A 13,160-nucleotide genomic window follows, 5' to 3' on the forward strand; every position below is an offset into this window, starting at 1 on the left:
CGGCCTGCCGGTGTCTACCACGGAGGCTCACCGCCTGGCGGTGGCGCAGCGCGAAGTGACACCAGCCCTCGGCATAGCCGGCAGTGTTGCCCCACCGGCTTCCTGCTTCGATGGTCACCTTCACATCGGCGGTGGTCTTACGTCCCGGACGATCAGGGGGACCGTCGGCAGGGCGCAGCCAAAGTGCCACCTTGGTCCCGCGAGCTCGGCACTCAGCCTCATTCTCTGCAAACCACGCCTCAAGCCAATCCGGCAACTCTCTCACGCCGTCCCCTCGCTCGCCGTCCGGCAACAGCTACCCTGGCCGCGCTCTCCCACGATGCCCTGGGCGCTCGCCACCGTCGCGAGATTGGCCACGGAGCCCGTTGCTCAGCGGATCGAGGTCACTCAGACTTTGATGCCACGCGCTCAAAGTTCGACGGCACAGGACAGCGACGCCCAGCTCGCCCTCCACCGGACCCGCTGTCCCGTCGGATCTGGTGCCCGTCTCAGGTGATCTGGTCCGATTCACTTGCGGTCGCAGGTGATCTGGGTGTCCCTTGGCAACGAACCTGGAGCGGCCACCGAGAGTTGAGCAACGTGGAAGTCTGCCAGCCCCAATACCAGTGACTTTGGGCTTTTTAGGTCGTTGGGTGTGGTGTGCCAAGGCCTGGACAGACGAAGTCATCGCTAGGTGATCGGGTTTCGGATCGGATTGCGATCGGGGTGCTGACCCGCGCGTTTCCGCCGGAGTTGGTGGATGAGGTGGTGGTGGAGTGCGGGCGGGTCGAGCAGCGTCAACGGTTGCTGCCCGCAAGGGTGGTGGTGTATTTCGTGCTCGCGATGTGCTTGTTCTCCGGCCAGGGGTATGAGGAGGTCGCGCGCCTGCTCACCCAGGGGCTGGAGCGGGAGCGCCGGTGGCAGGGGGCGTGGTGGGTGCCGATGACGGCGGCGATCGGCAGAGCGAGGCTTCGGCTGGGGCCCGAGCCGCTGAAGGCGCTGTTCGCCCGGGTGTGCCGGCCGGTGGCAACGGCGGAGACGGCAGGTGCCTGGTATCGCGGGTGGCGGCTGGTCGCGGTGGACGGCACGACCTTCGACCTGCCCGACACCGAGGCCAACGCGGAGTTCTTCGGCCGTCCGGGGACCTCCCGGGGGCAGGGCAGGAGCGCGTACCCGCAGGCCAGAGCCGCCGCACTGGTCGAGTGCGGGACTCACGCGGTCTTCGCCGCTGAGGTCGGCCCACTGTCGGATGCCGAGACGGTCCTGGCCCGACGCCTGTTCCCGCGTCTGAGCGCCGGGATGCTCCTGCTGGCCGACCGCGGCTTCCACGGCTTCGACCTGTGGCGGGCAGCCGCCACGACCGGCGCCGACCTGCTGTGGCGGGCCAGGAACAACACGGTCCTGCCCCTGCTGGACTCCTTCGACGACGGCTCCTACCTGTCCGAGATCGTCGCCGCCAAGGACAAGAACCGCCGCACCGACCCGATCCGGGTACGCGTGATCGAGTACACCCCGGGCCCGCGCGGTGCCGAAGGCACCGTCTACCGGCTGGTCACCACGACCCTGGACCCGCGGGCCGCACCGGCGGCCGAAATCGCCCTGCTATACGCCCAGAGGTGGGAGATCGAGACCACACTGGACGAGATCAAGACGCACCAGGGCGGGCCCCGCCTCGTCCTGCGCTCCCGGCACCCGGCCGGGGTCGAGCAGGAGATCTTCGGCTTCCTCCTCGTCCACCACGCGCTGCGCGGCCTGATTCACGAAGCCGCCCGGCACACCGGCCACGATCCCGACCGGATCTCCTTCACCCGCACCCTGTGCGTCGCCCGCCGCCACGTCACCGGCCAGGCGGCGTTTTCCCCCTCCCGACTCGCCCGGGCACTCACCGCGACCCTGCGTGAGATCCACGAACGGCTCCTGCCTCCACGGCGATTGCGCTCCAACCCCCGCGTGATCAAACGCAAAATGTCCAACTGGGCCCTCAAACGCCCCGAACACCACACACCACCACGACCCGAGGCCCCAACCGCCACGATCGCCGAACCCACGAAGACCACCTACACCCCCAGAAAGCCCTAAATCACTGGTATTGCTGCTAGCCCCCTAGATTCATGCCAGAACACGGTCGAGCGCCGCTCGCCCCGCGGGTCCCCATGTCGGCTTGCCGCCGGGCAGGCCCCGCTCCCCGGCCTGGCCAATGAGAATGAGGACGAGGCTCTTCAGGGCAGCCAACCCTCGTGCGCGCCGGATCGTCGCCTCGTCCGCGTGCGCGTACGCATCGAAGAACCGTGCAGTCGCCCCCGCGGGAAGGAACACCCACGCAGCCGCGAGATCGACTGCCGGATCGCCTGCGCACATGTCACCGAAGTTGATCACGCCCGAGAGCGTCCCGCCCGAGACGACGACATTCGCCGGGTGAAGGTCGCCGTGCAGCCATACCGGCGGGTCCTCCCAATCGGGAGCCGCAAGGGCCTCGTCCCAGACGTCCTGGATATTCCGGAGGTCAGCGGCAACACCTTCGGAGGCGACTTCCTCGAGTGCCTTTCCGAAAGTGTCCGTGCGCGTTTTGAGGGGAACGCCGCGATCCGGACTGACCAGTGCCTCGGCGGGCGCCTTCACATGGAGCGCCTTGAGGAAGCCCGCCAAAGTGTCGGGCGCGCGGTCCTGGCTGATTGGGGCGCGGTCGGCTGGTTCGCCGGGAACCCATGTCGCGATGGTCCATGGCCGCGGGAAGCGTGCGGAGGGTTCACCGATCCACATGGGGGTCGGGACCGGTAGTGGAAGGCACGGGGCCAGGGTGGGCAGCCACCGGTGCTCGTTGCGTAGCAGGGACGGTGCTCGCTCCGTGCGCGGCATGCGCACGGCCAACTCGTCCCCGAGGCGCTATAGCTGGTTGTCCCAACCGCCGACCACCTCACGCAGGTCCAACTCTGCAAGGTCCGGATGCTGCTCTCGCACCAGAGCGCGCACCAAGTTCTCATCGATCTCGAAGCTGTCCATGACCTCAGTCAACCATCGATGGCTCGGGAAGCCGGGCCTGATCAGCTGAGACAACATCCGGTATTCATCCAGCCAGGACCACATCACCCGAGATTCCCGGTATCCCGACGTCTCAACTGAACTGGTCGCCACACGTCAGCGGCCCGACGCCGAACCAGATCATTCAAGACGGGACACCCGCGCGGCCTACGAGCAGTACGCCCGGACGCTCCCGCGGTCGGCTGAGCCGATGCCCGACTGGGAGAGGGACAAGCAGCTCCACAGCACCTACGTGTCCGGGTCTGTCAAAGGAACGGTGTAACTCAGGTTGTTGGAGTTACTGACGGGCTGCGGAGAGGCGGCCGTCGAAGGTGATGTCGAAGGCGTTGAGTGCGGTCTTCCAGCGCATGGTCCAGCGGGCCTGGCCCTTGCCGGTGTGGTCCAGGGACATGATCGCCATGTAGACGCACTTCATCGCGGCCTGCTCGTTGGGGAAGTGGCCGCGGGCCTTGACCGCCCGGCGGATCCTGGCGTTCACGGACTCGATCGCGTTCGTCGTGCACACGATGCGGCGGATCTCGGTGTCGAAGCGGAGGAACGGGGTGAACTCTTCCCACGCGTTCTCCCAGAGCCGCACGATCGCCGGATACTTCCGGCCCCAGGCGTCGGCGAACTCGGCGAACCGCTCGAGGGCGGCCTCCTCAGTCGCCGCGGTGTAGACGGGCTTGAGGAGTTTGGCGATCTTGTCCCAGTCCTGGCGGGCGGCATAGCGGAAGGAGTTCCGCAGCAGGTGGAGCCGTACGGAAACAAGGTGTTGTCTCCGACTGGGTGTCTCGTTGACCTGGTATGGCGATTTCGGAGGGGATGCGCGGTCAACTCGCCGTGCGGTTCGAGGTGTTGTTGCCGCATCTGGACGAGCGGCAGAGGCGTCTGCTGCTGGCTGCAGAGGCGAGGTTGCTGGGGCATGGCGGTGTCCGGACCGTCGCGCAGGTCGCAGGTGTGAGCGAAACCACGGTCCGCAGGGGTGTCTTCGAGCTGGAGGCGGGCGAGGCCCCGCCGGCCACAGGACGGACTCGCAGACCGGGTGGAGGTCGCAAGCGGGCCGAGGAGATCGATCCGGGGCTGCTGCCCGCGCTGTTGGCGCTGGTCGAGCCGGATGAGCGGGGTGATCCGATGTCGCCGCTGCGGTGGACGACGAAGTCGTTGCGGAACCTCGCAGACGAGCTGGCCTGTCAGGGTCATCCGGTCTCCGCGATGACGGTGGGGCGGCTACTCAAGGACAGCGGCTTCAGCCTCCAGGCCCAGGCCAAGACGTTGGAGGGCGAGCAACACCCGGACCGGGACGCCCAGTTTCGCTACATCAACGAGCAGGTCAAACGGCATCAGGCCGACGGTGAGCCGGTCATCAGCGTGGACACGAAGAAGAAGGAGATGATCGGCCAGCTGCCCAACCCGGGCCGGCAGTGGCGGCCGAAGGGCGACCCGGTCCGGGTCGATGACCACAGCTTCTTCTCCGGGCCGACCGGCGAGGCCGCCATCCCTTACGGCGTCTACGATCTTTCGGCAGACACCGGCTGGGTCAACGTCGGCACCGACCACGACACCTCCACGTTCGCGGTCGCCTCGATCCGCCGCTGGTGGCAGGTGCGGGGCCGACTGGACTATCCACGGGCCAGACGGCTGCTGATCACTGCGGACGCGGGCGGTTCCAACGGCTACCGCTACCGCGTCTGGAAGGCGGAGCTGGCCAAGTTCGCCGCCGAGACAGGTCTGGCCGTCACCGTCTGTCACTTTCCGCCAGCTACTTCGAAGTGGAACAAGATCGAGCACCGGCTGTTCTCCCACATCACGATGAACTGGCGGGGCCGCCCGCTGACCAGCTATGAAGTCGTCGTCAACGCCATCGCCTCGACCCGGACCCGCAGCGGGCTGCGGGTCGAAGCCGAACTCGACACCGGCCGCTACCCCCTGGGGCTCGCGATCAGCAAGGCCCAGTTGAGGAGGCTGCCGATCGAGTACCACGACACGCACGGCACCTGGAACTACACCGTCCGCCCCGACGGCCCCCTCGATGAGGAGCCCGTGCAGGCCACCGACCGGGAGAAGGCCCGTCGACGTGTCCTCGACCTGCTGGCCGAGCCGGCCCTGACCGGGCTGAGCCGCGAGGAACTCACAGCCCTGACCGCGAAGATCACACCCGAGCTGGGCTCTCTGCGCGAGGACCGCCTGCACCGCAAGCGCGGCGGGCCGCGCCGCCATGCGGCCGGAGACAACAAGCGCCCGGTCCTCACCCCCGCGGACCGTGTCCTACTGAGCGTGATCTACCTGCGGCACGTGTGCTCGCAGAACCTGCTGGCCGAGATGCTGGGCCTGTGTCAGCGCACGATCGGCCCCTCGGTCAAGGAAGTGCGACGGCTCCTCCAGGAACACGGCATCTCCCTCACGCCCACCACCCTGTGCTTCTCAAGCGGCCAGGAGATCGAGGATTTCGTACGCACCGGGGCCCCGGTCACCGCCCGGCTCCAGCGCACGCATCGCCTGGCCGACCCGGCCCTGACCGGGATGGAACGCAGTGACCTCGCCTCCCTCATCGACCAACTCTCCCTCCAGCAAGCCGCTTTGATCGAGCGGCGTCGACACCAGCAGCGGGGCGGCCCACGCCAGCCCGGCACCCGCGGAGGCGTCTTCCGGCAGAAGATCACCGACGCCGAACGCCTCCTGGCCGCCGTCCTCTATCAGCGCAAGCTCGGCACCCGACAGGTCCTGGCAGACGCCTTCGGCGTCAGCCTCGGCACCCTCAACAACGCCCTCGCCGACGCCCAACCCGTCCTGCACGAAGCCGGGATCACGCTGCCGCCCGGCCCGACCCGCTTCACCACCGGCGCCGAGCTCCTGGCATCCGTCGACAGCGACACACCGACAAGTTGATTCTTTACGGCTCCGGTGGACCACGCAGGTCTGCACGACCGTGCGGGGCCAGACGTTCTCAACGGCGTCGGGCAGGCCCTTGAGCCCGTCGCAGACGAGCATGAGGACGTCGTTCACGCCGCGGTTCTTGATCTCGGTGAGGATGTGCATCCAGTGTTTGGCGCCCTCGCCGCCGTCGCCGGCCCACAGGCCGAGGATGTCCCGCCGGCCTTCGGTCGTGACCGCCAGGGCCACGTAAATGGGCCGGTTGGCGACCGCGCCGTCGCGGATCTTGGTTCTGTCGACGATCTTGTGATCCGGACGGTCGAGGCTCACCGTGTGAGCAGGACGCGTTTGCGAAGGAGATCGAGGCTGGCCCTGCCGAACATCTGGCGTTTCAGCATCTTCAGCCGGTTGATGTTGCCCTCGACGGCACCGGAACTGTGCGGCAGGGACAGCCCGTTGCGGACCGCGTCGAAGTCGCGGCGGAGGTTGCGGGCGAAGCCCGCAAGCGGAGCCAGACTGTCCCGTTCGACGTCGGTGATCCACTCTTCGAGGCGGTCGCCGTGACGACCGGTCATCATTGCGGCGAACCTCCTGATGTAAAGAGTGAGCCGGTCGAGTTCGGGATCGCGCTCACACAGCCGGTGCAGCTTGCCGGCGTCCTCGTCCCGCAGGTGCTCGGGGTGGGTCATCATCCAGGAGGTGACCTCGCGGACCGATGGAGGCTTCGGTCCCGGGTCGGGTGCGTGTCCGCGCCCGGTCCGGTAGCGCCGCAGATGCCGCTGAACAGCCAACTCGCCGCCGGGATAGCCGATTTGCTGGATTTCGCGGTAGAGCTGGGCGGCGTTCCTGACGCCCTCATTCCAGCGCCGGTGCAAGTAGCCGACGTACGGGTCGACAACATGCGCTCGTTGGAGGTTCTTGGCCACGACATCATCGGCGGAGCGGGCGTTGACCAGTTTACGGACCGTGGCCTGGTGCAGCCCGAGCTTCCGGCCGATCGCCGCCTTCGACATCCCCTGCTGCCACAGCTCATGGGCGGCAGCATGCTGCTCACGCAGCCGGATCACGATCTTCAGGTCTTTCGGTGGCTGGACCACTTCGGGCTCCACCTCCGCGTGGTCGGGGCCGGAGGCCGAGCCGGGAGGCGGTTCGGCCAGGCGGAAGCGATGGGCGTTGACCGTCTTCTCGACCGCCTGGCCGAGGTTGGCCCACAGGTGGTAGCGATCCGCGACCTGTTCGGCCTGCGGTGCCCCGACCCGAGCGCCCTCCGCGTAACCGCTGGAACGGTCCCGGCAAATGACCTTCACCTCTGGGTGATCGCGGAGCCAGGCAGCCAGGTCCTCGCCTTCGCGGCCGTCGTAGAGGTGCAGCGGCCGGTGGGTGGCCATGTCGATCAATACCGTGCCGTAGTGGCGGCCCTTGCGGAAGGCGAAGTCGTCGACGCCGAGGATCTCCACCTTGCCGATCTCCGGCTCGGGCAGAGCCCTGACCAGCCGCAACAGCGTGTCCTTTCCTACGGTGAGTCCGACCGCGGACGCCAGTCGGGCTCCTGCCCGGCCGGCCAGGGCCAGCCCGATCTGCGTCAACACCTCGCGCAGCAGCGGGGTATGCCGACTGTGCGGGGTGGTCAGTCCTGAGATCTGTTCGGCGAACGTCACCGCCGTGCAGGCAGGGTTCTCGCAGCGGAAGCGGCGCACGCACAACTCGATCACGACACCGAGCCCGCCCACGGCGACATCACGCAGCCTGCGTACGTACCGACCGTGCACCCGGGCCGAGCTCTGACCGCACCGACAGGAGCCAGTCGTCGCCCGCACCCGCGCTCTCAGCACTACCTGGTCCGGCCGCCGCTCGACCTCCTCGATCAGCAACGCGGACAGGTACGGAAACAGCTCGAGGAGCACATCACGAGAGCACGCGATGCATGATCGCGAACAGGCGGAGCAACGTGCTCAGCCGTCCGGATCACAAGATCGTCGACAGAACCCGGATCTTCACGTGGATGGCGTCGATGAAGACCACGGGATAGACAGCTTGAATTCCATCGGTGGTTGCGAACGTGCGAGGGGAGATGGTTCGCATGCCTCGTGGAGGAGCCAATCGCATGCCGTCGTCGGCCAGACGGCGGTACTTCGAGCTGCGGCGCAAGGGCCTGAAGGGGGCAGCGGCCGCCCGCCAAGTGGGCGTATCGGTGAGCTGCGGGTCCAACTGGTTCATCGATGCTGGAAGCATGATCATTCCTGACCCTCCCATCTCGCCACGCTTCCTGACCCAGGACGACCGGATCGCCATTGCCGACGGCCTGCGCGCCGGGCGGAGCCCGGTCGTCATCGCCGCCGAGATCGGCAAGAGCGTTTCGACGGTCTACCGGGAGATTGGACGCGGCCGGAAGGAGAACGGGGAGTACGAACCCTGGTGGGCACACAACCAGGCGCTCTTGCGTCGCCAACGCCCCAAAGAAGAGAAACTCCGCGACCACGGACCGCTGCGCGCGGCAGTGCGCGAGAAGCTCGACGAGAAGTGGTCCCCGCAGCAGATTGCTCGACACCTCGCACGCGAGCACCCGGACAACCCTCGCATGCGGGCCTGTCCGGAGACGATCTACCGTGGCCTGTTCGCTGGCCTTCTGGGCAAGGGTGAGGGCCGACTGCGCACCGGACGCACCCGCCGCAAGCGGCAACGCCGTGGCGTCGTCTCACCCAACAAGATTAAAAACATGACGCTCGTCCATGACCGACCCACCACGGTCAACGATCGTGAAACGCCCGGCGATTGGGAGGGAGACCTCATCATCGGACGCGCTCAGCGGTCCGCTATAGGAACCCTCGTCGACCGCACGACCCGCTTCGTTCGCCTGATCCACCTGCCGCACGGCTGGAAGGCCCAGCCGATGCGCGACGCCCTGGTCTCGCAGACCGCCGATCTGCCGCCAGCGTTGCGGCGGACCCTGACCTGGGACCAGGGGCGCGAGCTCGTCCTCCATGAAGAGATAGAGGCCCTCTCCGGCTTTCGGATCTATTTCTGCGATCCTCATTCTCCCTGGCAGCGCGGCACCAACGAGAACATCAACGGTCTGCTGCGGCAGTACTTCCCCAAGGGCACCGACCTTACGGTCCACTCCCTGCGCAACCTGACGGCCGTGGCCCGTCAGCTCAACGACCGCCCCCGAATGGTCCTGGGAGACCGTAGTCCGTCCGAGGTCATGCAAGACTGGGGCATAGCATCACAGTTTCCGTGATTCGCAATCACCGCTAGAAACCGCCCAGGGTCGAGGGGCCGGTTCTGCCACTCGGCCATGCCATCGAGGACCTTGTCGGTGATCGTGGAGATCGTCTGGCGGGACACGTCGGCGCCATAGACCTCCGCGAGGTGGGCCTGGACCTCGCCGGTCGTCAGGCCCTTCGCCGCGAGCGAGATGACCATCTCGTCCACGCCGGACAGACGCTTCTGCCGCTTCTTGACAATCCGCGGCTCAAAACTGCCTTCCCGGTCGCGCGGCACGACTATCTCGACCGGGCCGACATCGGTCAGCACGGTCTTGGCCCGGGTGCCGTTGCGTGAGTTACCGCCGTTCTTCCCGGCCGGATCATGCTTGTCATAGCCGAGGTGGTCGGTGATCTCGCCCTCGAGAGCGGACTCCAGGAGCCGCTTGGTCAGCTGCTGGAGCAGCCCGCCCTCGCCGGTCAGCTGAAGGCCCTCGGCCTGAGCCCGTCCCACCAATTCATCGATCAGCCGGTCGTCCACAGACTTCGCCGGCACCGTCTCAGACGGCTCGACGGACTCGGCCTCGGTCACGTTATTGCTGGTCATCGATGCATCTTCCATGATCGGGAGTTACACCGAACGTTTTACAGTCCCGCTGACCTGCTGTTTCCGCTCACTTACCGAGCCGATGCAGCGATCGGCCGGCCGTCATCACAGAAGTTGTGCCAGAACCCTCTGTCGCGTACAGGGCCACTACGTCATGTGTTGCGGCACTTGGCCAGTTAATCCGTTTTGCGGCCAGCCGGCATTGAGGCGCTCGGACATCGGTCACGGTGGGACGTACGGGATGTGGGCCGACTCCCACCGCCCCGACTGGGGCGTGGTTCGCACCTGGATGGATATTTACCCCGGGTGTCCCACGCGAGAGGATCACTGTCGGCTCCGCGCATCGTGTGTGGCAGAGCCCAGCTCGGCCCTTCCCTCAGAACGAGCTACACCCGAAGCACTTCACGTCATCCCGCAGCAGATCAGGAACTCCGCCACGCTGCCGGGCTGCCCGTCATTGAGCATTGTTCATCTTGAAGTTGCAGGTCACCGGGCTGGCGTGGGTCGAGGCTGGGGTGCTCGCGCTGGTCGGGGGCGTGATCGGTAGCAGGTGATCGTCCGTCAACGCTGGACCTCGGCGTTTGTCAGCACGAGGAGAGCCCGCAGAAGCATGGTCGCGTGGCGGGCGTTCATGCGGACCTTGGTGAGGATCCGCCAGTTCTTCAGATCGGCGAAGCCGTGCTCGTTCGCCGCTCGTTCGCGGCTGACCAGCCGGTTCGCCTCCTTCTGGGCGGCAGTCAGGGGATGGCCGCGGGTCGCTTTGCGGCCGGTGACGATCACCGGGTCGTCGGGATTGTCGTCCAGGCCAACGAAGCCGAGGTCGGCGAGCACCCCCAGGCCGGCCTCCCGCAGGTGGGCGGTGATCTTGTTGTGGCGGGCAGTGGTGATCTCCGAGCAGCGCCCCGGCTTCGCCGCCGAGATCCACACCAGGTTGCCGCGCTCGTCGGTCAGGGCGAGGAACAGCAGGCCGTGGGCCTTGTGTTTGCCCGAGTAGTTCGGCCGGTTGGCGTCCCCGGTGCGTCGGCGAGTACGGACGAGGGTGCCGTCGAGCAACACAACGACGCCACCCTTCCGGGCGATTTTCTTCAGGGCGCGGTCCAGGCGCGGGGCCCGCGCGGCGAGCAGGCCGAGCACTTCCAGCAGCCAGCGGCGCACGGTGGAGGCGGAGACGTCGTTGCCGCCCGCGATGTCGGAAAGCCGCTGGTCGTGGCGGAGGCCCGCCAGGACGATCAGGGCGATCCGGCCGGGCGGGAGCTTGCGCCAGCGCGAGCGGATCTTCTTCAGGTGACCGCGGACCAGGCCGGAGACCAGGTCCAAAGTGGCGCTCGACAGCGGCAGGCGGCACTGGTAGACAAGCCCTTCAGTGCCCTCGACGGGGCGGTTTTTCCTTCGCATGGACACCCCAACTCCCGTCGGGGGCCTGCACGTTACGCCGAAATCCAGCCGCGACCGGTCAGACCGGCGGCTGCGGCAGGGCAGTGAAGCGGCCGGCTGGGGTGCGGTGCAGCCAGCCCCGGTCCGCCAGGCGCCTGAGCTTGTCGCGGACCGGCTCGACCTGCCCGGGCTGGGTGCCCCTGCCGAGTTGGACGCTGACGTCCTTGGCCGGGACCGGCTCCGAAGCCGCGGTCACCATCTTCATGATCGCCTGGTAGTCGGCGGGCAGCGCGCTCTCGTCCACGCCCGGCTCGCGGTGCGGGACCAGCAGCATCCCGCCCGCACCCGGTGCCGTCGTTACCCGTTCCAACTCCTCAGCCACGGCCCGGTCGTCAGCCTGCCCGCTCCGCTCGGCCTCGATGAACTGCCCGATCACCACCTCGGAAGCCTCCAGCCGGGCCACCTCGGCATCGATCCCGGCGAGCTCCTTGCGCAGCCGCTCGGCGCGATCGGCCAGCACCACCACCCTCCGCTGCATCACCCAGACCAGAACATCCGCCATCAATAGCCCCTTCCCGCCCGTGCTTCCTCGGAGCTTACGAAGCCCTCTGGACCCGGCATCGCGATTCCGGCGAACCGGCAATGCGCCGGATGATCACCTGCTACCGATCACGCCCCCGACCGGCACGAGCACCCCAGCCTCGACCCACGCCAGCCCCGTGACCTGCAACTTCAAGATGAACAATGCTCAATGAGGTCGGCGATCAGGGGCGCGGGAGGCATCAGGCCGGTACTTGGCCTGCCGCTCACCGACTTGGTCGCCGGAGCCGAACGGCCAGCGGCCACAACCGGTACCTGGGCGTCACAACAATGACGGCCGTCGGGCTGGGTGCTGGCGAAGGCCGGCGGCGGGCCCGGCCGGGGTGTCGTGCACCTGGCCGACTGGACCGCAACGAAGCTCCGCTGGAAGCTGACCGCGGACGACAAGGAGCGGGCCGCGCTGGAGAAGCTCGCCAAGGGCTGCACAAACACCGTGAAGTACGAGGTTGCCCCGTAGCCCGAACCAATGTCAGTGGTCGGTGCGATCCTGCCCGCATGGACGGGCTGATGCGGCGCCGGTGTATGGCGCCGACCACAACGACCCCGACCCCGGCCCGCAGCCCGGACACGAATACGTGGAACTGGTCGGCGGCCCACTGGACGGGCTGCTCCTTGACGCCACCGGCTGGGCAGCTGAGGAACGAGCAACCGGGACCATGCTGATCACGGAGATCGGCGCCTGTGGTCCGGGCGGCCGAGCCGAGTACGAGCCCAGGCCTGGCACACCGGACAGGTGGGACTGGCAGGGCGACGTGCCGTAACTCACCGCATCCGGGTCACGATCAGCGTCCCATACCGGCCTGCCCCGGCCAGCACCTCGACGACCAGGTCCGTCTCCACCCGCGTGTACGTCTCCCCCTGCGTCCGGCGGTCTCCCACCACAGTCGAACTGGTCAGGGCCAACCCGATACGTGCCGCGAGAACGGGCGCCAGCCGCGCCGACAACCGGACCGGACCGCCCTCGTCCCCCACCGCGAGCGCCAGGTGGTGCGGCCGGAGCCGGGGCCCCGTGAACCCGACCACCAGTGCGTCGACCGTGTCCGCGTGCCGCACCTTGACCCACCCCCTGCGCCGTCCCGACGGGTAGCTTGCTCCGCCCCGCTTGCAGACGATTCCTTCGATGCCCTGCTCGCGCAGGGCGTCGTACCAGAGCGCGGCGACGTCCCGGTCGTCGGTTGCCGGAACTGCCTGGATCGGTGGTTCGGCATCGGCGAGGAGCTCCAGGAGGAAGGCGCGGCGCTCGGTGTACGGGCGACTTCGACAGTCACCGATCGCCGGGTCAGGGTGCTGCAGGACGTCCCAGCAGATGTAAGAGGCCGGGTACCAGGGCGCGGGCCCGGGTCACGGATGACGCGGCCCGTGACTGCGCGGCTGCGAAGTCGAGCCGGCCGTCCCGCCAGATCACCGCCTCCAACTCTGCTGCGCAATTCGCTGCGGGGGTGAGGTCGGGTCCGTGATGATCGTTCTTGAGGTCGCTTCTCTGTCGTGCGGCCGTGGAGGCGGTA

At 67.6% G+C, this 13,160-nt stretch carries 10 protein-coding genes and 5 pseudogenes; 5 read left to right on the plus strand and 10 right to left on the minus strand.

Features of this window, described 5'->3' with window-relative positions; translation table 11 throughout:
- Nucleotides 1–639: 639 nt before the first annotated feature.
- A pseudogene (locus OG611_RS39355) lies at nucleotides 640–1,842 on the plus strand (IS4 family transposase); the annotation flags it as partial.
- A 246-nt stretch (nucleotides 1,843–2,088) separates the two neighbouring features.
- Here the strand turns inward: OG611_RS39355 and OG611_RS39360 are convergent.
- Together OG611_RS39360 and OG611_RS39365 are read right to left on the minus strand one after the other, a co-directional pair.
- Nucleotides 2,089–2,979 (minus strand): annotated as a pseudogene (locus OG611_RS39360) (aminoglycoside phosphotransferase family protein).
- 316 nt (nucleotides 2,980–3,295) lie between these two features.
- Nucleotides 3,296–3,754 (minus strand): annotated as a pseudogene (locus OG611_RS39365) (transposase); the annotation flags it as partial.
- A 50-nt stretch (nucleotides 3,755–3,804) separates the two neighbouring features.
- Here OG611_RS39365 and OG611_RS39370 point away from each other — a divergent pair.
- Nucleotides 3,805–5,886, plus strand: a complete 2,082-nt coding sequence (locus OG611_RS39370) for an ISAzo13 family transposase (RefSeq protein WP_266425261.1) — start codon at nucleotides 3,805–3,807, stop codon at nucleotides 5,884–5,886.
- Nucleotides 5,887–5,901: 15 nt separating this feature from the next.
- On the opposite strand, the pseudogene OG611_RS39375 reads toward OG611_RS39370, so the two are convergent.
- The 3 genes and pseudogenes from OG611_RS39375 to OG611_RS39385 all read right to left on the minus strand — a co-directional run.
- Nucleotides 5,902–6,159, minus strand: a pseudogene (locus tag OG611_RS39375) (transposase); the annotation flags it as partial.
- 38 nt (nucleotides 6,160–6,197) lie between these two features.
- Nucleotides 6,198–7,775 (minus strand): ISL3 family transposase, encoded by a 1,578-nt coding sequence (locus tag OG611_RS39380; protein ID WP_266425263.1) that lies wholly within the window; start codon nucleotides 7,773–7,775, stop codon nucleotides 6,198–6,200.
- A gap of 61 nt (nucleotides 7,776–7,836) precedes the next feature.
- Nucleotides 7,837–8,088 (minus strand): hypothetical protein, encoded by a 252-nt coding sequence (locus tag OG611_RS39385; RefSeq protein ID WP_266425266.1) that lies wholly within the window; start codon nucleotides 8,086–8,088, stop codon nucleotides 7,837–7,839.
- Between the two features lie 13 nt (nucleotides 8,089–8,101).
- Between OG611_RS39385 and OG611_RS39390 the strand changes: the two genes are divergently transcribed.
- The gene (locus OG611_RS39390; protein ID WP_266425269.1) at nucleotides 8,102–9,109 is read left to right on the plus strand and encodes an IS30 family transposase; all 1,008 of its coding nucleotides are present in this window, start codon (nucleotides 8,102–8,104) and stop codon (nucleotides 9,107–9,109) included.
- On the opposite strand, the gene OG611_RS39395 is transcribed toward OG611_RS39390, so the two are convergent.
- The 3 genes from OG611_RS39395 to OG611_RS39405 form a co-directional block, all read right to left on the minus strand.
- Nucleotides 9,019–9,681 carry a transposase gene (locus OG611_RS39395; protein WP_266431470.1) on the minus strand — a complete coding sequence of 221 codons (663 nt, stop codon included), beginning with the start codon at nucleotides 9,679–9,681 and terminating at the stop codon, nucleotides 9,019–9,021. The genes OG611_RS39390 and OG611_RS39395 overlap by 91 nt on opposite strands.
- A 561-nt stretch (nucleotides 9,682–10,242) precedes the next feature.
- Entirely contained in the window at nucleotides 10,243–11,076 is an 834-nt protein-coding gene (locus OG611_RS39400) for a transposase family protein (protein WP_266425272.1), read from the minus strand.
- Nucleotides 11,077–11,134: 58 nt separating this feature from the next.
- Complete coding sequence (locus tag OG611_RS39405) at nucleotides 11,135–11,617, minus strand: hypothetical protein (RefSeq protein WP_266425275.1); 483 nt, start codon at nucleotides 11,615–11,617, stop codon at nucleotides 11,135–11,137.
- Nucleotides 11,618–11,944: 327 nt separating this feature from the next.
- On the opposite strand from OG611_RS39405, the gene OG611_RS39410 reads away from it, so the two are divergent.
- Both OG611_RS39410 and OG611_RS39415 read left to right on the plus strand, forming a co-directional pair.
- Entirely contained in the window at nucleotides 11,945–12,112 is a 168-nt protein-coding gene (locus tag OG611_RS39410; RefSeq protein WP_266425278.1) for a hypothetical protein, read from the plus strand.
- 61 nt (nucleotides 12,113–12,173) lie between these two features.
- Entirely contained in the window at nucleotides 12,174–12,416 is a 243-nt protein-coding gene (locus OG611_RS39415; protein ID WP_266425280.1) for a hypothetical protein, read from the plus strand.
- 1 nt (nucleotide 12,417) lies between these two features.
- On the opposite strand, the gene OG611_RS39420 is transcribed toward OG611_RS39415, so the two are convergent.
- Together OG611_RS39420 and OG611_RS41000 are read right to left on the minus strand one after the other, a co-directional pair.
- Nucleotides 12,418–12,708, minus strand: coding sequence for a hypothetical protein (locus OG611_RS39420; protein WP_266425282.1), 291 nt, complete (start codon nucleotides 12,706–12,708; stop codon nucleotides 12,418–12,420).
- A gap of 9 nt (nucleotides 12,709–12,717) precedes the next feature.
- Nucleotides 12,718–12,966, minus strand: a pseudogene (locus tag OG611_RS41000) (ATP-dependent DNA ligase); the annotation flags it as partial.
- Between the last annotated feature and the right edge of the window lie 194 nt (nucleotides 12,967–13,160).

This window comes from Streptomyces sp. NBC_01363, from assembly GCF_026340595.1.
Taxonomy (GTDB): Bacteria; Actinomycetota; Actinomycetes; order Streptomycetales; family Streptomycetaceae; genus Streptomyces.